The sequence below is a fragment of the Caulobacter segnis ATCC 21756 genome, assembly GCF_000092285.1.
GTDB lineage: Bacteria > Pseudomonadota > Alphaproteobacteria > Caulobacterales > Caulobacteraceae > Caulobacter > Caulobacter segnis.
In genome coordinates this window covers 1782217-1804953 of sequence record NC_014100.1, presented here as the reverse complement: position 1 = coordinate 1804953, position 22737 = coordinate 1782217, and the positions used below count along the sequence as shown (strand labels likewise).

The window sequence follows — 22737 nt, the reverse complement described above, 5'->3', positions numbered from 1 at the left end:
GGGCCGCCTGCGCTCGACGCCGGCGCTAGGAGACTTCCCCTCAAATGCTAAGCGTCGATCGCACCGACGAACCTGCTCCAGCCTGCCTGTCCGACGAGCGGTCGGCGCCGGCGCGCAGCGCGCTGCTCGAGCTGTTTACGGGCAATAGAGAGACCATCGCCCAAACGCGAGTACGCTTCGAGGGCCTGGCGGTAGATGGGCCGGAGCTTGGAGAGGCTCTTGGTCGACTCTTTCGCAACCGTTGCGCCTTTTGCGAGACCCAGACCACAACATGGCCTTATCGGTTTCGCCCGACCGAGGAGGCCGGTCCGAGTGGCCAGGCCCCTGGTCAAGACGAGTATCGCTCGCACCTCTACTACACTTGGCTAACCAACGCCTGGCGCAACATCTATCCCATCTGCGAAGGCTGCCGACCCACCGAACCCTCGCTCTTTCCAGTCAACCGCAAACGCACGCCGCTTCCGACCGAGGATGCGATCCGCCTCTACGTCGAAAGGCCAGCGGGCGACTGGCGAGGTGAGATCGCTGAGAGCCCGGTGTTCGTCGCCCCCGCAGGGCGCGAGGATCTACGCAAGCACTTCGCACCTCTGCCGGACGGCATTTTGATGCCGACCGATCAACGAGGCGAGGCGACGGTCAGACATTTCAACCTCAATCGCCCCCCCTTGGTCGAGGCCCGCCGCCGCGCCCTGGACGACTATTTCCGCCGGCTGCTTCTGGCTCGGCAGAGGCCCGACTTCGACAAGATCATGGACTTTGCGGGCCTGGATTTCGGCGGCGGCTGGTTTCTTCACCTCTATCAACTGGCGCGCATCCTTGGGCACGGCGGTGGCGATCGTCAGGTGCTGTCGCGCCAGCGGATAGCCGCTTATTTCCGCGACAGGGCGAAACGGCGGGATTTCCAGCAACGCTTGCAGAATGCTCGTGACGAGCTTGCCCGCGATCCCGAGCAGATCCGGCGCGCCAAACTGCGGCCGTCGCTGGCGCCGGCCGGCACGGCGCGACCGGTCCGCGTGGCGTTGCGAAACTTCAAGGCGATCGAGGAGTTGACGCTGGAGCTTCCCGAGACCTCTGGCCGAATATCGAGCGAGGGCGAGCCGCTCGCGCCGTGTCTGATCATTCTTGGCGAGAACGCTGCGGGGAAGAGCTCAATCCTTGAGGCCGCAGCGCTGGCGATCAGCGACGAAGAGGTCAGAGCCGACGAGGCGCCGCTCGCCTCAGGCTTCATGCTGGATCCAATGCTCATGGGCGCCGAAGGGCAAAGCCGCCCCCGCCCAGGATCAGTGACGGTCGACTATGACGACGGCCTGCAAACCAAGCTCGCGTTCGACAACAACGGTTTTCAATCGAGTTTTACGCTGGCGAACGTTGAGCCGCGCATCCCGGTGTTCGCCTACGGCGCCTATCGCATGTTCCTGGGCCACGATGAGGCAAGCGCATCGGGTGTGATCCGGTCGCTGTTCGAGCCCGACTACGTGTTGGTCAATCCCGAGGAGTGGCTCGCGGAAATCCGCGAGACTCCGCTATTTGAGGAAGTGATCCGAGCGCTTCGCTACATCCTTGGCATCGGACAGGCCTTCGACACCATCAAGGTCGATGAGAAGACCAAGCGTTGCGTGCTCGTCATCAAGGTCGAGCGGCCAGGCCAGACGCCAATCTTCACGCGCACGCCGCTGGCGACAGTGTCATCAGGCTTCCGCGCGGTGCTGGGCATGGCCTGCGATGTCATGCGCAATTTGGTCGCTCGCCAAAACCGTTTCAGCGCCACCTTGGCCAAAAGCCGTGCGGTCGTGCTGGTGGACGAGATCGAAGCGCATCTACATCCGCGCTGGAAGCTGAAGATCATGCAGGGCCTGCGCGACGCCCTGCCCAACGTCACCTTCATCGTCACGACCCACGATCCGCTCTGCCTTCGCGGGATGGACGGCGGCGAGGTCAAGGTGCTGCTTCGAGCCGCCAAGGCCTTCTGCGCGCCCGACGAGCCGCCAACCTTTGTCGATCAGCTCGAGGATCTGCCGCCAATCGGCGCGCTTACGGTCGAGCAGCTTCTGACGTCCGATCTTTTCCAGCTGTTCACGACCGACGCCGACACGATCGAGACCGGTTTGGCCGGCGTAGGCGATCTTCTTGCGCGAGAGCAGGCCCGACGTCTTGAGCCAGGCGATGATGCACGCCTGCAAAAGGTCCGCGACCAGATCGGCAAGGACGTCGCCGTGAGCCTACCGATCGGATCGACCGAAGTTCAGCGCCTCGTCCAGGAAGCGGTTGAGCAGTATCTGCGCGAGCGCCTCAGGCGGCCGGGCGGCGGACTCATGGCTTTGCGGGAAGAGACCCGCAGAGCCATCGTCGATGCCTTGAAGGCGCTCTAGTGCGTAAGGTCGATCGCAAAACGGCGACGCCGCCGGCAAGTCTCACGGGCGCCAACCGCAAAGGTCCCAACGAACTCAAGCGGGCGCGCGCTCACTTCGCCGCCCATCCGCCGCGCGACGAGTTCACGTTCACGGCCTACAAGGGCGACGATGTTCGCTACACGCTGGAGGCGCTGTTCCACGGCAAGTGCGCCTATTGCGAGGCTCGTTATGACATGGTTGGACCCGTCGACATCGAGCACTTCCGCCCCAAGAACGCCGACCCGAAAGGAACGCATGACGGCTATTGGTGGCTGGCGGCAGCCTGGAGCAATCTTCTCCCCAGCTGCATCGACTGCAATCGCAAGCGCTGGCACTGGACGCCGACGCAGTTGGCCAGCCTGACCGAGCTGCTCAAAGAGCAGAAGCAGAGACCGGCGGCCTACGTCAAAACCGGCAAGGAAAGCAGCTTTCCCATCACCGGGCCCAGGGTGACGGCCGAGCCTCCAACCGCGCAGGCCGAGGCGCTCCTGACCGCCGAGTTGGCTTTGCTCCTCGACCCCTGTGTCGACACCCCCGCAGATCATATTGTTTTTCATATCGACCGCGCCGATCCATTGGGCGTGATCTATCCGCTCGGCCAGGCTGGCGCGGCGCCTCACATCCCGCCGACGGTTGATCAGTTGCCCGTGGTCGAGGCAGCGGCTCGAGCGGCCAATGTCAGTCCACGCGGCGCGGTGTCGATCCAGACCTTTGGCCTAAATCGTCTCGGTCTGGTGCAGGAGCGCACGAAGGTTCTGCGCCAACTGGAATTTCTGGGCGGAACGATCGAGGAGCTTTCCCTCACCGCCGACGAGCTTGAGGGTCTGGTTCTGGCCGGGCAAAACGCCGTGGTTCGAGACCGCGCCGTCCAACGGCTCAGAGCAATCGTTCGGCGCATTCTGGCTCAAATCAGGGCAATGGCGCAGCCGCAGGCGCCCTTCTCGGCCATGGTCAGCGCCTGGATTGACGCCTTTACTTCCGCCAGCAGCGCAAGCTTGCCAGTCGCCCGATAGACGGCTCGATCATAGCATGTCGCGATGGATCGAGGTGATGTACTCGAAGGGCGAGTTGGAGGCCTTGGCCTCTTTCAGGCCCAAACCGACGCCCAGGGACCCGAAGCTCGACGCGGCAGCGGCCAAACCGCCGGTGATAACTGCGCTCGCCAGGGGAAGATGCGCCCTTAGCGCCATATCGGCGGCCGCATAACCGATCGCGACGTCGCCAAACTTGAACCGCATCTGCAGATTGGCGAGCTTGAAGGGGCTCTTGGTCTCGATCGCGACCTTGACGTGGTCGGCGATGGCCTTGTCGAGCGCGGCCCATTCCGTCAGCTCGGCGAGCGATCGATCCGGCGCGCCGAGGATCGCCTGATAGACGCGTTCGAAATGAGTGCGCAGGGCGATGAGTTCGTCGCGCCGACGATGCTTGAAATCCAGCACAGCCTCAAGCGGCATGTCTCGATCCGGGATCGGCACGGCTTGGTAGAGCTTCAAGAGGAGCCCGCGTCCCTCGGCCATCTCGTCAGGGGGGAAGCCGAGGGCATCGGCACTGTGGCCGAGCGTCCACCGACCAGGTTCCTGTTCCTCGTGCAGCCGATAGGCCAACAGGTGCGCATGACGCTGCGTGAGGCCCGCATCGCTCTGGCCAGCCACCACAATCCCCGACCGCGACATGACCCCCTCGGCGATCAGAAAGTCTTCCTCGGGTCCCGTTTGGCCCGGGAAGGCATTGTTGCTGGGGTAGTCGATGCGATCCCAGAACAACAACGTCGAGCGCAGTTCCTGCAGATCCAGCTGGTCCTCAACCTCCAGCCCTTCAGGCCCGATCTTCGCAGGTGGAGACATCACCAGGCCCCGCCCGTCGGTCCCCATGGGTTTGGCCGACCGCAGGCTCTGCAGCACGGCGGTTCCTACTTGCACGACCGACGACGCCGGCTGCGGCGCGACGGCAGGAGCGATCAAACCCGTCCTCGTCAGGTTGGAGCCTCCGAGAAAGCGCGCTTTTGAATCCATCGGTCTTCGTAAATCTCGATGCGACGTCGTCCACACACGACCCACAGGCGCGACGTTAGCGCACCATAAGTCGGATCGATTCTCATGTCGCCAATGAGTCCATATAAGGAACGCACGAGCCTGCCATGTTTCCGTGGCATCCGCAGCAGGGTCATCGCTACCGATCTCCCTGCCCACCACGAACCTGCCGTTCCCAAGGTCCCCTTAGAGTCAGATCTCGGCAGCACCGCGCTGAGGATCTTACCGACCCTGGCCCCCTCCAGATCGTGAGCCAAGAGCCCGAGCACCACGGCAACCATGCTGGAGAAACGCGAAGCCAGGGGAGGAAGAGGCAGCGAGCGATTGCGCACCGGCCTTCACACTTGACGATTTGAGACGTTCGGCATGACCTATTGAGACGTTTTGGCGGGCCGAAGTCATGGGTCTCAAAACTGGAAAGAGCTCGAGCAGCCATGCCCAAGAAAGCCTCAGCGCCAAGGTATATGCGCTGATCGTCGAGCTATTACCGTCAGGATTCTGCACCGAACAAGAGGTTGCGGAACGACTGTCCATCAATCGGCGCACACTTCATCGAAACTTGATGAGTGAAGCGACGAGCTATTCGGGCCTCTTGAACCGTGCTCGCTTTGCGATGATTGAAGATTGGTATTCCGAGCCCGGCATCACGTTGACTTCGCTCTCAGCTCGAATGGGCTTCAAAAGTCTTTTTGCGCTTTCCCGTTGGCGGCGAAATCACGAAGAACACGTCTGGAAGAAGGCGTTCTTAGGCCCTGATGAATTCTACTGGACCGATGATGACGCTTATTCTTTTATCATCAAGCTCGAACCTTTACCGCGTCGACGCAAGCGTTAGACGCGACACCCCTTTCTCTTAGGGGGAGCTGGCACGCTAGCGCGTCTTGGCACACGATCACTGCCTTGCTGCCCATAGCCTGTTGAAGCGAACCCGGAGTCACAAAATGGCAAGCCGTTCGCGCCGACCGGTATTAAGATACCGCATCGCAAAGCCTTCGGCGGCATTTCACCATGAAGGATTCGAACCACTTTAATCTAGCAACTACAGATACTTAGCAAAGCTGAGGCCAAATCGCACAAACGGCGGAAACTTACAAGCCCTTGTATTAAAAAGACTTTTATCCCCAAAGGCCGGTGGCGCGCCCTGCAGGATTCGAACCTGCGACCGTTCGCTTAGAAGGCGAATGCTCTATCCAACTGAGCTAAGGGCGCGCGCTCGCCGGCCCAGCCTGGCGGACCCTAGTGGGTCCAGGGCTGCTTGCGGTTGGCCGCGAAGTTGTCGGCGTAAGCCTTGATGATCCGCTTGGGGGTCTTGGGCTCGAACAACTGGAATGCGATCTCGTGGCGCTGGGCGTAGGCCACGGCTTCGTCGCGCGTGTCGAACGTCAGGCGGATCTGGCCATTCATGTCGCTGGACTGCGTCCAGCCCATCAGCGGATCGGGCTTACGGGCCGAGGCCGGCTCGAACTCCAGCACCCAGTCCTTGGTCTTGGCCTTGCCGGACTGCATGGCGTTCTTGGCGGGGCGATAGATGCGGGCCAGCATGGACCTCTCCCAAAGTACCTTACCGATGGTCGGAGCGGCAGGATTTGAACCTGCGACCCTCTGCTCCCAAAACAGATGCGCTACCAGGCTGCGCTACGCTCCGAAACATCGGCAGGCGGCTGCTCTACAGGGGTTCGACGCGCGGATCAACGGACCCGAGCGTCATCCTTTCGGGAAGATCCTGTGTAACACCCGATCGCCCGGCAGAATCCCGAGCTGCGCGGCGCGTCCGCCAGCGATTTCGAGGACGCCGAGGACAAGGCCGCCGGACGGCAGCGGCGTCTCATCGTGTGGGCGCGCGTTCCGAACGATCGAGAGAATCCGCCCATCCGGCTGGATGTAGATGATGTCCAGCGGGATCAGCGTGTTCTTCATCCAGTAGGCGGCCGGCTGCGGTCGCTTGTAGGTGAAGAGCATGCCCCGATCGGGCGCGAGCGACTTGCGGAACATCAGCCCCTTCGCCTGCTCGGCCTGAGTGACCGCGATCTCCACCTGAAACCGAGCGCGCCCTCGGCTGGTGATGACCTCAACCGCCTCAAGCCGCGCTTCGGCCGCCGACGATACGCCCGCGCCAAGCGCCCATACACCGCCTGCCAGGGCGATTATCGCGCGCCTGTCGATAGTGCGATCCGTCACGCGTCACCTCGTCCGAAAGCCAATCACGCGAAGATTAGCTTCCGGAACAAAGAGACGGAAGTCAGGCGTCGCCCGCCGTAATCTCGGCGACCACCAAGCCCTTCGGCCCTCGGGCGAACCGGACCAGCACATCGTCGCCGGGTTGAAGGTCTTCAAGACCGCCGCGCCGGAGCGTTTCGATATGGACGAAGATGTCGCCAGGCTCGGCGTCGCGAACCACAAAGCCATAGCCTTTGGTGCGGTTGAACCATTTCACCTTGGCGCGCTCGGCCGGCCCCTCGGGAACCAGCGTGTTTCGGCCATGGCTGTCGCCACGAAGGCCATCCCGACGAGGCGGGCCATCCGCGAAGGTCCGCCTCTGCCGTTCGATCGGCGCCGGCGCGGAGCTTTCGTCGAGATTGACGACCTCGCTGACCTGCCAGCCCTTCGGCCTTCGGACCACGTCACAGACGATCACAGCGCCTTCCATGGCGGTTTCGCGACCGCAATTGCGCAATGAGGTCACATGCAGAAGCACGTCCTTCAGCCCAGTCTGGCCGGGATCATCGGGTATGATGAACCCATAGCCTTTACCGGCGTCGAACCACTTCACCCTACCACTGATGCGTACGAACTCTTCGTGCGCCGCAGCGTCCTCAAAATTGTAACCAGACATCCCACCCCTCTGGCTCGCCTGATCAGCCCATCGGAGCGAGCACACGAGAACAGTGTTCTCGCGTAAGGAGAACCGTCAATGACGAAATCACGTCAAACGGCCACGCAAGCGTCATCCGCGACATTTCGCCGCAGACACAATCCGGAAACACTCTGAAATACAGCCGAAGATGGCAGTCCCTAGGGGAGTCGAACCCCTCTCTCCAGATTGAAAATCTGGCGTCCTAACCGATAGACGAAGGGACCACGTCGCCGCCATCGGCGGAACATCGTCGTAATATGGCCTCGCGGGTGGCAGTCCCTAGGGGAGTCGAACCCCTCTCTCCAGATTGAAAATCTGGCGTCCTAACCGATAGACGAAGGGACCACGGCCCCGCGAGGAAGCGGGTGTATAGCCGCGCCTTTTGGGCCGCGCAACCCGGTGAAAATCATTTTTTCGGTCCGCCCACATCCTCCGCCGCAACGGATATGGATCGTCCGCGCTCGGCCGCTGATGGCGCGGCTAGGCGTAACGCGCCCGTGGGTCGTGAGCGTCCTCGATTTCGAACTGCACGCCGTTGCGGCCCATGTAGTCGTCAGGCTTGAGTCGACCAGCCACGTCGAGCGCGCCGCCTCCGGCGAGCAGCCTCCGCCCCAGCGGAGTCTCGGCGCTGCGCCAGCTGACAGCCTTGATCCGATCGCCGGTCGGGCCGACGAGGTCGAGCCGCACATGCCCGCCCTTCAAGGCCGTGACGCGGTCGGGTCGCACCTGGGTCATGGCGAACATCGGCTCGGGATTGCCCGGCCCAAAGGGCGCAAGGCGCTGAAAGTCGTCGTGCAGGGCGCGACTGGCGGCGCGCGGTTGCAGCAGGACGTCGATCTCGACCGCCTCCGCGCCCACCGCCTCCATCTCGCCGGCCAAGTGTTGCTCGAGGAAGGCGCGGAACTCGGGAATCGCTTCAGGACGAATCGACAGGCCCGCGGCCATGGCGTGACCGCCGCCGGCCATCAGAAGCCCCGCCTCGAACGCCCCCTGGATCGCTCGCCCGAGGTTCACGCCGGGCTGAGAACGCCCGGAGCCCTTGCCGACATTCGCCGCGCGGTCGATTCCGATGACGACGACAGGCTTGCGATAGCGCTCGCGCAGGCGGCCGGCGACGATGCCGATCACGCCCGGGTGCCAATCCTCGCCCGCGACCACGATCACGGGCGCGTCGGGATTGAGGTTGCCACGTTCCAGCATGGCCGCGGCTTCCTCGACCACGGCCGCCTCAACCGCCTTACGCTCGGTGTTGAGGCCGTCCAGTTCCTCCGCCAAGGCGCGGGCCTCCAGCGGATCGTCCGTGGACAGAAGTCGCGCGCCGAGGTCCGAACGGCCGATTCGGCCACCCGCATTGATGCGAGGCCCAAGGATGAAGCCGGCGTGGAACACCGACGGCGGCCCCGAGCCCTTCCCCACCTCGAACAGCGCCTTCAGGCCCGGATTAGCCCAGGCGCCCATGGTCCGCAGGCCCAGGGCGGTCAGCGCCCGGTTGAAGCCGACCAGCTGGGTCACGTCACAGACCTCGCCCAAGGCGACAAGGTCGAGCCACTGACGCGGATCAGGCTGCGGCCGGTCCTCGGTGAAGAGACCCCGTTTGCGCGCCTCGCGATTGAGGGCCGCCAGCAGCACGAAGGTCACGCCGGCCGCGGCCAAGACCCCCTGCCCGCTCTGGCAGCCCGGGCGGTTGGGATTGACCACAGCGGCGGCGGCGGGAGGGTCCTCGCGCATCAGGTGATGGTCGATGACCACGACCTCGAGGCCGATTTCCGCGGCGCTGGCGATGGCGTCATAGGCGGCCGCGCCGCAATCCAAGGTCACGACCAGCTCCGCCCCGCTCTCACGGATCTTGCGGAAGGCCGCGGGGCTGGGCCCGTAGCCCTCAGTCAGCCGATCGGGAATGTAGATCGGCAGTTCGACGCCCATGTAGCGGAACCACCGCACCAGTTGGGCGGCGCTAGTGGCGCCGTCGACGTCATAGTCGGCGAAGACCATGGTCGGTCTCCCCTGCGCCAGAGCGTCGATCAGGATCTCGGCGGCGCGATCCATGTCGGTGAAGCTGGACGGATCTGGAAACAGCGCCCTCAGGGTCGGACGCAGATAGTGTTCGGACTGCTCGAGCGACACGCCCCGCGCCGCCAGCGCCCGCGCCAGAGGCTCAATCAAGCCGTGGCGCTGCTGAATATCCCGCACAACCAAGGGATCAGCCGCCCGCTCGCGCCACGCGCGGCCGCTAAGCGAGTGTTCGACGCCGAGAAAGGCGCTAGGAGCGATATTGGAGACACCGTCTGCGGCCATGGCGTCAGAGTATCCGGTCATGCGGATTCGCTCCATGCGACACCGCTATGACAGTCCCGGACGCAGGTCAGCCGCGCTGCATCTCCGAGCGCACGACCTCGACCTCGTTGGCCGAGCCCAGGACCACGGGAACGCGCTGGTGCAGCTTGGTGGGCTGGATGTCGAGGATGCGCTCGGCGCCGTCCGTCGCCCTGCCGCCGGCCCGCTCGACCACGAGGCCCATCGGGTTGGCCTCGTACATCAGGCGCAGCTTGCCAGGCTTGCCGGGCTCGCGAGCGTCCCACGGGTACATGAAGATCCCGCCGCGCATCATGATGCGATGGACGTCGGCCACCATCGAGGCGATCCAGCGCATGTTGAAGTTCTTGGCCCGGGGGCCTTCCTTGCCCTGCAGGCAGCCGTCGATGTAGCGCCGCACGGGGTCGGCCCAATGGCGCTGGTTCGACATGTTGATCGCGAACTCGGCGGTGTCGGGCTTGATGCTCAGGTCGGGATGGGTCAGCAGCCACTGGCCGTCGGCGCTCAGCGTGAAGGCGTTGACCCCGCCGGAAAGCGTCAGGACCAGCATCGTCTGGGGGCCGTAGACGGCATAGCCGGCGGCGACCTGGTTGCGGCCAGGCTGCAGGAAATCGGCTTCGGCGGGAACGTGGTCGGTCGGCGCCGGCAGCACCGAGAAGATCGTGCCGACCGAGACATTCACGTCGATGTTGCTTGAGCCGTCCAGCGGATCGAACGTGACCAGATAACCGCCCACGCGGCCGGTCGGCTCGACCTCCTCCAACTCTTCCGAGGCTAGGCCCGCGACCGGACCGCAGGCCTTCAGGGCGTCGCTGAGCAGGTCGTTGGTGATGACGTCGAGCTTCTTCTGCTCCTCGTCCTGAACGTTCGTGCTGCCCGCAGCGCCAAGGCTGCCGGACAGAGCGCCCGACGCCACGACGCCGCTGATCTGAGCGCAGGTCGCGGCGACGCTCTGGACGACGTCCTTCAGGGCGGCGTCCGCCGGCTCCGCCGCGAGCCATGCGGCCAAGTCGACAAAGGTAGTCATGGGCAACCTCTAAACCAGAGCAGAGCGGCCGCCTCTAGCGGACGACCGTGACAGGAAGGTTTCAAACCTTCCGCTTCATGCGGACCTCGCGGACGGTGCCCGTCGAGGAGTTCATCACCAGGGTGTGGGTGTGGACGCAGCCGTCACGAAACACGACGCCATCCACAAGCCCACCGCGCGTCACGCCCGTGGCGGCGAAGATCGCCTCATCGCGGACGATCTCATGCAGATCGTACTTCTTGTCGAGGTCGGTCACGCCCCAACGCGCCGCCCGGGCGCGCTCGTCGGCGCTGCGAAACAGCAGGCGACCCTGGAACTGGCCGCCGACGCACTTTAGAGCCGCGCAGGCCAGAACGCCCTCAGGCGCGCCGCCCGAGCCGAGATAGAGGTCGATGCCGGTCGAAGGATCGGTGGTGTTGATCACGCCCGCGACGTCACCGTCAGTGATCAGGTGGACGCGCGCGCCGACTGATCGAAGACCCGCGATGATCTCGGCGTGGCGGGGACGGTCCAGCACGCAGACCGTGATCTCGGTCGCCGGGACGCCCTTGGCCTCGGCCAGCGCCTTGACGTTCTCGGCCGGCGTACGGTCCAGATCGATGACGCCCGGCGGCAGGCCGGGGCCGCACGCGATCTTGTCCATATAAGTGTCGGGCGCGTTCAGCAGCGTGCCCTTCGGCGCCCAGGCCATCACCGTCAACGCATTGGGCTGGGCCTTGGCGGCCAGGGTCGTGCCTTCCAGCGGGTCCAGCGCGATGTCGATCCGAGGCCCCTTCCCCGTCCCGACCTTCTCGCCAATGTAGAGCATCGGCGCTTCGTCACGCTCGCCCTCGCCAATAACGATCTCGCCGTCGATGTTCAGCTCGTTGAGCGCGTTGCGCATGGCGTCGACGGCGGCCTGGTCGGCGGCCATCTCGTCGCCACGCCCAAGCATCGTCCAGGAGGCGATGGCGGCGGCCTCGGTCACGCGAACGGCGTCCAGGACCAGCGAGCGGTCCAGGGTGTTCGAACTCATCCGTTTCTCCTAGCCCCCGCAGCCGGAGGCCTAGTTCCCAATGTCGCCCTCGGCGCCTGGATTCCCAGGTCTTTAGATGCGCGCGACGCGCAGAAGGCGGGGACGCTCTAGCACGGTCTGCAGCTTTTCGATGCGGCTAATCGCATCCAGAAGCTTCGATTCCGGGGTCGCATGGGTAACGAGCACGATCGGCACGCCGCCCGCGCCTTCGATGGGCTTTTGCAGGAAGCTGTCGATCGAGACGCCGCATTCAGCCAGGGTTTCCGAGATCGCCGCGATCACGCCGGGCTGGTCCTGGACCATGATCCTGAGATAAGCCTTGCCCACCGCGCGGGCCGGATCGATCGCGATGAACGGCTTGAGGTCTCCGGCCGGCGCCTGGAAGACCGGACGCACGGCGCGGGTCATCACGTCGGCGATGTCGGCGGCCACGGCGGCCGCCGTAGGCCCCGCGCCCGCGCCCGGCCCTTGGATGAAGATGCGGCCGATCCGCGTGCCCTCGATGAACAGGGCGTTCAGCGCGCCGCCTGCCTGGGCCAGCGGATGATCCAGCGGCACCAGCGAGGGATGGACCTTAACCGCGACGCCGTCCTCGGCCTTGGCCGCGCCGGCGATCAGCTTGATGCGATAACCCAGGTCCTTGGCCAGCTTGATGTCGAGCAGGTCGACGTCGCTGATGCCTTCGATCTCGGCCGCTTCGAAGTTGGGGGCGCAGCCGAAGGCCAGGGCGGCCAGGATGCTGATCTTGTGGCCGGCGTCGAAGCCGCCGACGTCCATGGTCGGATCGGCCTCGGCGTAGCCCAGGCCCTGCGCTTCACGCAGCACGTCGGCGAACGAGCGGCCGGTCTTCTCCATCTCCGAGAGGATGAAGTTGCAGGTGCCGTTGAGGATGCCCGCCACGCTGACAACGTCGTCGCCGACCATCGCCTCGCGCAGCATCTTCACGGCCGGGGTGCCGCCCATGACGGCCGCTTCGAACAACAGCGGCACGCCCTGGGATTCGGCCAGAGCGGCCAGCTCCGCGCCGTGCACGGCGATCAGAGCCTTGTTGGCGGTGACCACCGGCTTGCCGGACTTCAGGGCGGTTTCGACGGCGGCCTTGGCCGGGCCGTCCGAGCCGCCGATCAGCTCGACGAAGAGATCGACGTCCGGCGAGCCGGCCAGGGCCACCGGATCGTCGAACCAGGCGAGGTTGGAGATGTCGACCGTGCGCGGGCGCGACTTGGACCGGGCCGAGACCGCGGTCACGACCGCCTTGTCGCCAGCGGGCGCGAACCCAGGACGTTCGGCCAGGAACTGCAGAAGGCCGCCGCCCACGGTGCCCAGGCCCGCGACACCGACGCGCCAGGTCTTGTTCGTCATCTTCGAATCCTCGTTACGCCGTCGGGAAAGGCCTGCCTCAGGCCTGTTCCATCTTGTTGTGGGCCTTGGCCAGGATGGAGTCGGCGTTGGCGATGAATTTCTTCACGTTGCGCGCGGCCTGGCGGATGCGGTGCTCGTTCTCGACCAGGCCGATGCGAACATAGCCCTCGCCGTACTCGCCAAAGCCGATGCCGGGGGCGACGGCGACGCCAGCCTCCTCGATCAGCAACCGCGAGAACAGCATCGAGCCGGCCTCGCGATATTGTTCCGGGATCTTGGCCCAGGCGAACATCGAGGCCGGCGGGTTGGGGATGTCCCAGCCCGCGCCCTGCATCGACTTGATCAGAGTGTCGCGGCGGCTCTTGTAGATGGCGCGGATCTCGTCGACGCAGTCCTGGGGGCCGTTCAGCGCCGTGGCGGCGGCGACCTGGACCGGCGTATAGGCGCCGTAGTCGAGATAAGACTTCACGCGCGCCAGGGCCGCGCAGATGCGGCTGTTGCCGACCACCATGCCCACGCGCCAGCCGGCCATGGCGTAGGTCTTCGACAGCGAGTTGACCTCGACGGCGATGTCCTTGGCGCCATCGACCTGCAGCACCGAGGGCGGCGGGTTGTTGTCGAAATAGATCTCGCCATAGGCCACGTCGCTGATCACCAGCAGATCGTGCTTTTTGGCCAGCGCAATCGCGTCCTTGTAGAAGTCGAGATCCACCCACTGGGCGGTCGGGTTCGACGGATAGGACAGGATCAGCACGCTGGGCGGCGGCACCGAGTGCTTCACCGCGCGGCTGATGTTGGAGAGATACTCCTCCGGCGACAGCGCCGGCACGTGGCGGATGATACCGCCGGCCATGATGAAGCCGAAGGCGTGGATCGGATAGGCCGGGTTCGGGCAGATGATCACGTCGCCAGGACCCGTCAGGGCCTGGGCGAGATTGGCGAAGCCTTCCTTCGAGCCAAGTGTCGCGATGACCTCGGTGTCGGGGTTCAGCTTCACGCCGAAACGGCGGCCATAATAGTTGGCCATGGCCTTGCGCAGACCCGGGATGCCCTTCGAGGCCGAGTAGCGGCCGGCCTTGGGGTCCTTGGCGGTCTCGATCAGCTTATCGACGATGTGCTGCGGCGTCGGCATGTCGGGATTGCCCATGCCGAAGTCGATGATGTCCGTTCCCTCGGCGCGGAGGCGCGCCTTGATCTTGTTGACCTCTTCGAAGACGTAGGGCGGAAGACGGCGGATACGATGAAAATCGGTGCTCATGACGGCTCGTTGCGCCGCGTCGGCGCTTTGGGAGCGGAAAGTCGGGCATGGATAGACCCCGAGCGGGGCCAAGCCAAGCCAGTTCAAGGAAGATTATGCCTCCGTCGCCCTATTGGGGCTGTGACGGAGGCGCGCTAGCTCGGCCGCGCGCTGCGCGAGCGAAGGCTTCGGTGTTGGCGCGGTCGGTGTCCGTCGGCGCTTCGAAGGCCGGCGGGGTCGCCTCACGGCGCGCCTTGGCGGCGTAGGACTCGGTTTCCTTGAGCTCCCAGGTCGACGGCGCGGTGGCGCGCGTCACGGCGGCGCCAGCGGCCTCCTGTTGGGCGACGGCCGTACGAATCTGATCGGCGCTCGGAATGTCGCTGGGGATCGCCGGAATCTCGGAGAGCTTGCGACGCGGCCCCTTGGTCTTGGCGGCGCTGGCGACGGCAGCGGCCACAGGCGAGCTGGGATCAACAGGCGCGGTCTTGAACGGGCTGGCGCAGGCGCTCGCGCCGGCCGCGAAGCCGACGATAAGACCGAAGCGCAGGATTTTGCGGGTTTCGCCGTTCATTGGTTCTGGTCTTATGCGATGATCGCGGCGAGCGGAAGGCGTTCAACGTCGCTTTTCGCGAATGGCTTTGGACAAGCGGAGGAAACCTCATGGCCACGGCGAAGGCCGCCCCTAAGCCCAAGAAGAAAGCCGCCCCCAAGACCGACAAGAGTCCGTCGAAGGTTCAGTCCAAGACAGCGTCTTCGCCCGAGACCGCCACCCAGCCGCCGCCCAGGACAGAGCCGCCGAATCCCTCGGCGAGCGCTACGCCGCCTCACCCCGCGTTCGACACCTTGCTGTCGCCGGAGCAGGTGAAGCTGGTCGAGACCCTGTCGGCCAACCTGGCGCGCGCCGCGGTCACCGCCCAAGGCGCGATCGCCGAGGCCGCCTTGCGTCAGGCCGACAGGCCAGCCGCCTTGACGCCCGATCCCTTCCACGTCGCGCCGGCGCTGAACGAGGTGATGACCCGCCTCGCCGCTCAGCCCGACCGCCTGATGCGGGCCCAGGCCGATCTGTTCAGCCGCTACATGGACCTCTGGCAGTCCGCGGCCCGCCGCGCGGCCGGCGAGGAAGTCCAACCCGTCGTGTCGCCGGCCCCCGGCGACAAGCGATTCAACGACCCCGACTGGGCCTCGAACCCGATGTTCGACATGATGAAGCAGTCCTACCTGCTGTCGTCGAACTGGCTGAACAGCCTGGTGGCGGGGGTGGACGGCGTTGATCCGGCGACCAAGCGACGGGTCGAGTTCTTCACCAAGATGCTGACCGACGCCTTCTCGCCGTCGAACTTCCTAATGTCCAATCCGGCCGCCCTGCGCGAGGCCGTTCAAACCCAGGGCGAGAGCATCGTCCGCGGGATGGAGAACTTCGCCGCGGATCTCGAGCGCGGCGGCGGGCAATTGGCGATCAGCCAGACGGATCTCGCCAAGTTCAAGGTCGGCGAGAATGTCGCCACCGCCCCAGGCAAGGTCGTCTACCAGAATGACATCTTGCAGCTCCTGCAGTTCGATCCGACGACCGAGACGGTCTGCGAAATCCCGCTTCTGATCTTCCCGCCGTGGATCAACAAATTCTACATCCTGGACCTGCGCCCCGAGAACTCGATGATCCGCTGGCTGACCGGCCAGGGGTTCACGGTCTTCGTCGCCTCTTGGGTCAATCCCGACCAAGAGCTCGCCGACAAGACCTTCGAGGACTACATGATCGAGGGCGTCTATGACGCCACCCATCAGGTCATGACCCAGTGCGGCGTCGATAAGGTCAACACGGTCGGCTACTGCATCGGCGGCACCCTGCTCTCGGTCGCTCTGGCCCACATGGCCGCGCGCGGCGACAACCGGATCAACTCGGCCACCTTCTTCGCCGCCCAGCAGGACTTCGCCGAGGCCGGTGACCTGCTGCTGTTCACCAACGAGGAGTGGCTGCGCTCGATCGAGCAGCAGATGGACCAGGCCGGCGGATTCCTGCCCAGCCAGTCGATGGCCGACACCTTCAACGCCCTGCGTGGCAACGACCTGATCTGGTCGTTCTTCGTCAGCAACTATTTGATGGGCAAGGAGCCTAGGCCGTTCGACCTGCTGTTCTGGAACGCCGACCAGACGCGGATGCCCAAGGCGCTGCACCTGTTTTATCTGCGCAACTTCTACAAGGATAACGCCCTGGCCAAGGGCGAGCTGACGATCGGCGGCGAGCGGCTGGACCTTTCCAAGGTGAAGATCCCGATCTTCGTCCAGTCCTCCAAGGAGGATCACATCGCGCCGTACCGCAGCGTCTTCCGGGGCGCCAAGCTGTTCGGCGGCCCGGTGACCTTCATGATGGCGGGTTCGGGCCACATCGCCGGCGTGATCAATCCGCCGGGCGCCAACAAGTACCAGCACTGGATCAATGAGCAGAAGTGCGAGTCGGTCGAAGTCTGGCAGGCCGGCGCCAAGGAGTTCGCGGGATCCTGGTGGCCCTATTGGGGCGAATGGCTGAAGGCGCGCTCCGGCGGCCAGGTTCCGGCTCGCGATCCGGCCAAGGGCAAGCTGAAGCCGCTTGAGGATGCGCCGGGCAGCTTCGTCCTGGTGAAGTCGAACGCGGCGGACGCGGGCTAGAGGCCCGCGTCTTCCTTCAAGCCCAAGGCGATGTTCAGGTTCTGAACCGCCGCGCCCGACGCGCCCTTACCCAGGTTGTCGAGCAGCGCCACCAAGCGGGCTTGGCCGCCAGCGTCCGAGCCGAACACGAAAAGCTTTAGACGGTTGGTGCCGTTCAGGCCTTCCGGATCCAGCGTGGTCAGCGACCTGGCCTCGTCCAGCGACGCCACTTCGACGAACGCCTCGCCCTTGTAATAGTCGTCGAGGGTCGCGTGGATGTCGGCCAGCGACGGCGCGCCGTTCAGGCTTGAGAGGTGCAGCGGCAGCTCGACGATCATGCCCTGCGCGTACCGCCCCACGGACGGACTGAAGATCGGACGGGTCAGCAGACCGCCGTGCTTCTGCATTTCCGGCACATGCTTGTGGCTCAGCGACAGGCCGTAGATGAAGTACGGCGCGCGGGTATGGTTCGGGGCGCTCTCGTCCTCGAACTGGGCGATCATCGCCTTGCCGCCGCCGGTGTAGCCCGAGACGGCGTTGTACGAGACCGGCAGCTCGGCCGGCAGGACGCCCGCGCTGACCAGCGGCCGCGTCAGGGCGATCGCGCCGGTCGGATAGCAGCCGGGATTGGAGATCCGCTTGGACGCGGCGATCTTGCCGCGCTGATCCTTGTCGAGCTCGGCGAAGCCATAGGTCCAATCCTCGGCCGTGCGATAGGCCGTCGAGGCGTCGATGATCACCGTGTCGGGATTGGTCACCAGCGACACGGCTTCCTTGGCCGCGTCGTCGGGCAGGCACAGGATCACCGCGTCCGCGCCGTTCAGCATCTCGGCGCGCGCGGCCGGGTCCTTGCGCTTGTCGGGATCGATCGAGACCAGCTGGAGATCGCCGCGGGCCAGAAGGCGCTCGCGGATCTGCAGGCCGGTGGTGCCGGCTTCGCCGTCGATGAAGACCTTGGGGGCGCTCGCCATGGGCGGACTCCGATCCAGACAGAACAGGAAAAAGACCAAGAAAAAGGGCGCTTCGGAGACCCGAAGCGCCCTCTTCCAAACGCGTACGAACCGCGTTTAGCGCTTCGAGAACTGGAAGCTGCGGCGGGCCTTGGCCTTGCCGTACTTCTTACGCTCGACGACGCGGCTGTCGCGGGTCAGGAAGCCGTGCGGCTTCAGGACCGGGCGCAGACCGGGCTCGTAGTAGGTCAGAGCCTTCGACAGGCCGTGACGGATGGCGCCGGCTTGACCCGACAGGCCCGAGCCTTCCACGGTCACGACGACGTCGAATTGACCGAGGCGATCGGTCACTTCCAGCGGCTGGGCGATCATCATGCGCAGCACCGGACGGGCGAAGTAGACTTCCTGGTCACGACCGTTGATCGTGATCGAGCCCTTGCCCGGCTTGATCCAGACGCGAGCGATCGCGTTCTTGCGCTTGCCGGTCGCGTAGGCGCGGCCTTGGGCGTCGATCTTCGGTTCGGCCGGAGCGGCCGCTTCCGGGTTGCTGGACAGGCTGGCCAGCGCGTCAAAGCCTTGAGCGTCAGTCATAGCTTAGAGGCTCCGGATGTTCTTGGCGTTGCGGCCCGCGAAGTCGACGACTTCGGGGTTTTGCGCTTGGTGCGGGTGCTCACCGTTGTTGTAGATGAGCAGGTGGGTCAGCTGCTTGCGAGCCAGCGGGCTCTCCTTGGGCAGCATGCGCTCGACAGCCTTCTCCAGGACGCGTTCCGGGAACTTGCCGCCCAGCACCTTGCGGGGGGTGGTTTCCTTGATGCCGCCCGGGTGACCGGTGTGACGATAGTAGACCTTGTCGTCCAGCTTCTTGCCGGTGAACTTCACCTTGTCGGCGTTGATCACGACGACGAAGTCGCCGCAGTCGACGTGCGGGGTGTAGTCAGGACGGTGCTTGCCGCGAAGACGCATGGCGATGAACGAAGCCAGACGGCCGACAACGGCGTCCTGGGCGTCGACCACGATCCACTTCTTCTCGACCTCGGCTGGCTTCAAGGAAGCCGTGATCTTCTGCATGGGATTGATCCGTAATTTCTAGGCGTCCGACCCCGAGAAATCCGGTTTCGTCCGTGTGAGGCGCGGCATGTACGGAAGGGTTCGCCGCCTGTCAACAACCATGACGCCAGAAACTTACAAAACTGAATAAAAACAATGCCGTAAGGAATGCGGTAACATGATACCGCACCCTTGTGCTCAAACCGTCATGAAAGGCGTGCATAGCGCTCGGCGTTACATCCTAACAGGGGCGTTCCATGACCTTCTCCCGCCGCGGCTTCCTGGGCGCAACCGCCACCAGCCTGGCCTTCGCCGCCTTCTCCGCTCGCGCGCAGGAAGACGCCGTCGAGGCCGAGACCTATCTGAACGAGGTCCAAGGCTATGGCGCGTTGGTCCCCGATCCGAAAGGCATGATCGACCTGCCGCCGGGCTTCCGCTACCAGGTCATCTCCCAGGCCGGCGAGACGATGAGCGACGGCCTGCTGGTCCCCGGCAAGGCCGATGGCATGGGTTGTTTCGCCGTCGACGCCGAGCGGGTCCTGCTGGTCCGCAACCACGAGCTTTCGGTCAGCGACATCCACAACGGGGCCTTCGGCCTGAGCGAGCGCCTGATCGATCGCATCGACCGCTCCAAGGTCTGGGACTTCCAGAACGGCCAGCGCCCCCTGCCCGGCGGCACGACCACCCAGCTCTACAACCTGAAGACTGGCCAGACCGAACGCCAGCACCTCTCCCTGGCCGGCACGCTGATCAACTGCTGCGGCGGCGTCACGCCGTGGGGCTCCTGGCTGACCTGCGAGGAGACGACGCTGGAGGCGGGGCTCGAGGTCGGCAAGGATCACGGCTGGGTGTTCGAGGTGCCGTCGGCCCACGTCGGCCTCGTCGAGCCCGTCGCCCTGAAGGGCCTGGGCCGCTTCAAGCACGAAGCCGCCTGCATCGATCCCCGCACGGGCGTCGTCTACCTGACCGAGGACGTCGCCGACGGCCTCTTCTACCGTTTCCTGCCGAATGACCGCCGCAACCTGGCCGCGGGCGGCCGTTTGCAAGCCTTGGGGCTGACGGATGCTCCCGAAGGCGGCGACACCCGTAACCAGGAGGAAAAGACCTTCCCCATCGGCGGCTGGAAGGCGGCGCGCTGGATCGACCTGGACGGCGTCGACAACCCGTATGACGACCTGCGCCGGCGCGGTCACGCGAAGGGCGCGGCGGTCTTCTGCCGGGGCGAAGGCGTGTTCTTCGGCCAGGGCGAGCTCTATTTCGCCTGCACCGCCGGCGGCGCGGCCGGTTCGGGCCAGATCTTCCGCTATGTCCCGTCGGCCATGGAAGGCCAGGCCGGTGAGAGGGACCAGCCCGGCAAGCTGCAGTTGTTCGTGGAGAGCCAGAACGATCGCGTGCTCGACTACGCCGACAACCTGGTCGTCGCGCCCTGGGGCCACGTGATCGTCTGCGAGGACCGCTATTCGGACACTCTGCGCAACCACCTGCGCGGCGTGACGCCCCAGGGCAAGATCTACACCCTGGCCCGCAACGTCTTCACCGGCAATTCCGAGTTCGCCGGCGCCTGCTTCTCGCCCGACGGCGGCACGCTGTTCGTGAACCTGCAGAACCCGGGCGTGACCTTGGCGATCACGGGGCCGTGGACGACGGTGAAGGCGTAGAACGGTCACGGCTGGTCATCCTCACGCGGCATGCCGCTGAAGGGATGGAAAGGGAAGCGGAGCGCCCGGGCGACGCCCGGAGGTTTGAAGTGTGTGTACCGTTTCGACGAAGCCAGACGCTCCGCGTGGCCGTTATCCGGTGAGCCCTCGACTCGCGGGGTTTTAACCCGCTTCCGAAAGAGGCCCCCGACGGGCGGGCCGGGGCGACGACCCCGGTCCCGGAACGCCCGGGCGATTTCAGCCCGGACCTGCCGCGTCGCCTATGCCTTCGCCGCCAGGGCTTCGTCCCGATATTTCAGGGAGCCTGCTCCTGGATCCGCCGCGAAGACGCCTTCCCGAAAGAAGACCGGCGAGCGCGTCCCGCTCGACCACCCCCGACAGCCGTCACGATCGCCGGCCGGACGTCCCTTCCGCGCTATCGGGTGAGATCAGTATGAGCGGGGTTTGAACGCGGATGATCCAGCGGCGTGTAAAAGTGAAAAGTCGTTGAAATCTCTTGGTTCGATTCCGTCTACGCGGATCATAGAGCGCCGCGAACGCTCGTAAAATCCTCCCCCCGTGGGGGAGGTGTCCGCGAAGCGGGCGGAGGGGGAAGTCCTGCCGAGCCGGCCACGCCCCCCTCCGGTCCGGAGTTTACCCTCGGGCGCGCGCTTCGCGCGACCCGTGGGGACCGCCTCCCCCATGGGGGGAGGATTTTGGGGCGCGGCCGCTCAGTCAGAAGCTCCCGCCAACCCTCAGCGCTTCTTCCCGGCCGGCGCGGCGCCGTCAAACCCAAACGCGTGGCGCATGACCTGGAAGATGTAGCTCTCCTCGACCACGCCGCGCAGCAGATAGGCCTGCGGCCCATCGGCGAAGACGCCGACGTCCTCGCCCGCGTGGGCGGCGCTGGGCAGGTTCACGACCGCCTGCTGGTGGTAGTCGACGTCGTCGAGATCTTCCTTGGCCGGATCGGCGCGGGTGTCGGAGCCCAGCGGGCCGCCGGGGCCTGTGGCGAACATCAGGGTCGTGTAGGTCTTGCCATCGGCGGCGATCGCCGGCTCGCCCTCGTTGCCGGACACGCCCAGGATCGGCGAATTGCGCGGCGCATAGCCCGAGATGACCAGGCCATGGCTGTGGTCGGCCGTGACCACCACCAGGGTGTCCTTCAGGTCGACCTTGGCCAGCACGGCCTCGATGGCCTTGGAGAACTCCACGGTCTCGCTGAGCGTACGCTTGGCGTTGCCCAGGTGGCTGCCCATGTCGATCTTGCCGCCCTCGACCAGCAGGAAGTAGCCGTTCGGGTTCTTGGACAGCACGTCGACGGCCGTCGTCGCCATCTCGGCCAGGGTCGGCACGCCCTGCTCCAGCACCGGCCGCTCGACCTCGTAAGGCAGGTGCTCGGACGCGAACAGGCCCAGCACGTGCTGGGTGTCGGCCGGGAGAGCCTTCAGCTGGTCGACGGTGGTGACATAGGCCGAGCCGGTCCCTTCGGCCTTCAGCCATTCGGCGGTGAGATCACGACCGTCGGCCCGCTTGCCGTCCTTGTCCTCGGGCAGGAAGCGCGAGCGACCGCCGCCCATGACGACGTCCAGGCGCAGGGCGTCGGGGGCTTCCACCAGTTGCCGGGCGATGTCCTTGCAGCCGGCCTGCAGCGCCTCGACCGGCATGTCGCTGTCGCCCTCCCAGTCGCGATAGGCGGTGTGGGCGTAGGCGCCGGCTGGGGTGGCGTGGGTCACGCGGGTGGTGGTGACCGCGCCGGCGGCCTTGCCGTTGGCCTTGGCCAGCTCGGCCAGGGTCTGGACCGCGTTACCCTTCTCGGTCTCGCACTTCTCGCCGATCGCCGCGCCGGTCAGGCCGATGATCTTGTTGCGGGTTTTCACGCCGGTCATGATCGCCGTGATGCCGGCGGCGCTGTCGGTGACCTGGGTGTCGTGGCTGTAGGTCTTGGAAAGCGCCGCGTAGGACAGCTTCTCGAAGGCCAGGGAATTGGACTCCCCGTCGACACCCTTCAACTGGCCGTCATAGATGCGGCCAGCCGTCACCGTCGAAACGCCCATGCCATCGCCCAGGAACAGGATGACGTTCTTGGCGCGCCCGGTGTTGGGAACCACGGCCAGCTGACGCGCCAGGGCGGCCTCGCCGGCCTTGTAGTAGGGGTCGCTGGCGCTGGCCGAAACGGGAAGCTGGGCCAGAGCGATGGCGGGAACGGCGACGGACGCGACCAGGGCGACAACGAAAGGGCGGATCAAGGCC

General features: G+C 65.4%; 18 protein-coding genes, 4 tRNA genes and 1 pseudogene. 5 read left to right on the top strand and 18 right to left on the bottom strand.

From position 1 onward, the window contains the following. Positions 1 to 44: 44 nt before the first annotated feature. Together CSEG_RS21535 and CSEG_RS08525 are read left to right on the top strand one after the other, a co-directional pair. Positions 45 to 2369: an AAA family ATPase gene (locus CSEG_RS21535; protein WP_013078833.1), complete on the top strand. Its 2325-nt coding sequence runs from the start codon at positions 45 to 47 to the stop codon at positions 2367 to 2369. Continuing rightward, positions 2369 to 3403: an HNH endonuclease family protein gene (locus CSEG_RS08525; protein ID WP_013078832.1), complete on the top strand. Its 1035-nt coding sequence runs from the start codon at positions 2369 to 2371 to the stop codon at positions 3401 to 3403. Before CSEG_RS21535 ends, CSEG_RS08525 begins: the two co-directional genes overlap by 1 nt. A gap of 9 nt (positions 3404 to 3412) precedes the next feature. Here CSEG_RS08525 and CSEG_RS08520 read toward each other — a convergent pair whose 3' ends face one another. After that, positions 3413 to 4291 (bottom strand): DUF6236 family protein, encoded by an 879-nt coding sequence (locus CSEG_RS08520; RefSeq protein WP_013078831.1) that lies wholly within the window; start codon positions 4289 to 4291, stop codon positions 3413 to 3415. A 529-nt stretch (positions 4292 to 4820) separates the two neighbouring features. On the opposite strand from CSEG_RS08520, the gene CSEG_RS22520 reads away from it, so the two are divergent. Beyond that, positions 4821 to 5255, top strand: coding sequence for a helix-turn-helix transcriptional regulator (locus CSEG_RS22520; protein ID WP_157038979.1), 435 nt, complete (start codon positions 4821 to 4823; stop codon positions 5253 to 5255). 297 nt (positions 5256 to 5552) lie between these two features. Here the strand turns inward: CSEG_RS22520 and CSEG_RS08515 are convergent. The 13 genes and pseudogenes from CSEG_RS08515 to CSEG_RS08455 all read right to left on the bottom strand — a co-directional run bounded on the left by CSEG_RS08515 (position 5553) and on the right by CSEG_RS08455 (position 14799). Then, positions 5553 to 5629 (bottom strand) — tRNA-Arg (locus CSEG_RS08515). A 27-nt stretch (positions 5630 to 5656) separates the two neighbouring features. After that, positions 5657 to 5962, bottom strand: a complete 306-nt coding sequence (locus CSEG_RS08510) for an ETC complex I subunit (RefSeq protein WP_013078830.1) — start codon at positions 5960 to 5962, stop codon at positions 5657 to 5659. Positions 5963 to 5988: 26 nt separating this feature from the next. Beyond that, a tRNA-Pro gene (locus CSEG_RS08505) sits at positions 5989 to 6065 on the bottom strand. Between the two features lie 59 nt (positions 6066 to 6124). Then, a pseudogene (locus CSEG_RS08500) lies at positions 6125 to 6730 on the bottom strand (DUF192 domain-containing protein). Beyond that, positions 6660 to 7253: a stationary phase survival cold shock domain protein CspD gene (cspD, locus tag CSEG_RS08495; RefSeq protein ID WP_013078828.1), complete on the bottom strand. Its 594-nt coding sequence runs from the start codon at positions 7251 to 7253 to the stop codon at positions 6660 to 6662. Before cspD ends, CSEG_RS08500 begins: the two are co-directional and overlap by 71 nt. A gap of 170 nt (positions 7254 to 7423) precedes the next feature. Continuing rightward, positions 7424 to 7498, bottom strand: a tRNA-Glu gene (locus CSEG_RS08490). Positions 7499 to 7544: 46 nt separating this feature from the next. Next, positions 7545 to 7619: transfer RNA gene (locus CSEG_RS08485), tRNA-Glu, on the bottom strand. Between the two features lie 135 nt (positions 7620 to 7754). Further along, a complete protein-coding gene (gene recJ, locus CSEG_RS08480) occupies positions 7755 to 9569 on the bottom strand; it encodes a single-stranded-DNA-specific exonuclease RecJ (RefSeq protein WP_041538529.1) in 1815 nt (604 codons plus the stop codon). A 67-nt stretch (positions 9570 to 9636) separates the two neighbouring features. Continuing rightward, positions 9637 to 10614 carry a class 1 fructose-bisphosphatase gene (locus tag CSEG_RS08475; protein WP_013078826.1) on the bottom strand — a complete coding sequence of 326 codons (978 nt, stop codon included), beginning with the start codon at positions 10612 to 10614 and terminating at the stop codon, positions 9637 to 9639. A 61-nt stretch (positions 10615 to 10675) separates the two neighbouring features. Continuing rightward, on the bottom strand, positions 10676 to 11629 hold the full coding sequence (gene glpX / locus CSEG_RS08470; protein WP_013078825.1) for a class II fructose-bisphosphatase: 954 nt from the start codon (positions 11627 to 11629) through the stop codon (positions 10676 to 10678). 72 nt (positions 11630 to 11701) lie between these two features. Next, positions 11702 to 12991 carry a homoserine dehydrogenase gene (locus CSEG_RS08465; protein ID WP_013078824.1) on the bottom strand — a complete coding sequence of 430 codons (1290 nt, stop codon included), beginning with the start codon at positions 12989 to 12991 and terminating at the stop codon, positions 11702 to 11704. A gap of 37 nt (positions 12992 to 13028) precedes the next feature. Next, a complete protein-coding gene (locus CSEG_RS08460) occupies positions 13029 to 14249 on the bottom strand; it encodes an LL-diaminopimelate aminotransferase (RefSeq protein ID WP_013078823.1) in 1221 nt (406 codons plus the stop codon). Between the two features lie 109 nt (positions 14250 to 14358). Then, positions 14359 to 14799 carry a hypothetical protein gene (locus CSEG_RS08455; RefSeq protein WP_013078822.1) on the bottom strand — a complete coding sequence of 147 codons (441 nt, stop codon included), beginning with the start codon at positions 14797 to 14799 and terminating at the stop codon, positions 14359 to 14361. An 89-nt stretch (positions 14800 to 14888) separates the two neighbouring features. On the opposite strand from CSEG_RS08455, the gene CSEG_RS08450 reads away from it, so the two are divergent. Next, positions 14889 to 16871 (top strand): class I poly(R)-hydroxyalkanoic acid synthase, encoded by a 1983-nt coding sequence (locus tag CSEG_RS08450; protein WP_013078821.1) that lies wholly within the window; start codon positions 14889 to 14891, stop codon positions 16869 to 16871. On the opposite strand, the gene argC is transcribed toward CSEG_RS08450, so the two are convergent. The 3 genes from argC to rplM form a co-directional block, all read right to left on the bottom strand. Continuing rightward, positions 16868 to 17821 carry an N-acetyl-gamma-glutamyl-phosphate reductase gene (gene argC / locus CSEG_RS08445; RefSeq protein WP_013078820.1) on the bottom strand — a complete coding sequence of 318 codons (954 nt, stop codon included), beginning with the start codon at positions 17819 to 17821 and terminating at the stop codon, positions 16868 to 16870. The two genes, CSEG_RS08450 and argC, sit on opposite strands and share 4 nt — an antisense overlap. 96 nt (positions 17822 to 17917) lie before the next feature. Next, entirely contained in the window at positions 17918 to 18391 is a 474-nt protein-coding gene (gene rpsI, locus CSEG_RS08440; protein ID WP_004624294.1) for a 30S ribosomal protein S9, read from the bottom strand. 3 nt (positions 18392 to 18394) lie between these two features. Then, positions 18395 to 18868, bottom strand: a complete 474-nt coding sequence (gene rplM, locus CSEG_RS08435; protein ID WP_013078819.1) for a 50S ribosomal protein L13 — start codon at positions 18866 to 18868, stop codon at positions 18395 to 18397. Between the two features lie 236 nt (positions 18869 to 19104). Between rplM and CSEG_RS08430 the strand changes: the two genes are divergently transcribed. Then, positions 19105 to 20505 carry an alkaline phosphatase PhoX gene (locus tag CSEG_RS08430; protein WP_013078818.1) on the top strand — a complete coding sequence of 467 codons (1401 nt, stop codon included), beginning with the start codon at positions 19105 to 19107 and terminating at the stop codon, positions 20503 to 20505. A gap of 734 nt (positions 20506 to 21239) precedes the next feature. Here CSEG_RS08430 and CSEG_RS08425 read toward each other — a convergent pair. Next, positions 21240 to 22733: an alkaline phosphatase gene (locus CSEG_RS08425; protein WP_013078817.1), complete on the bottom strand. Its 1494-nt coding sequence runs from the start codon at positions 22731 to 22733 to the stop codon at positions 21240 to 21242. Positions 22734 to 22737: the final 4 nt, after the last annotated feature.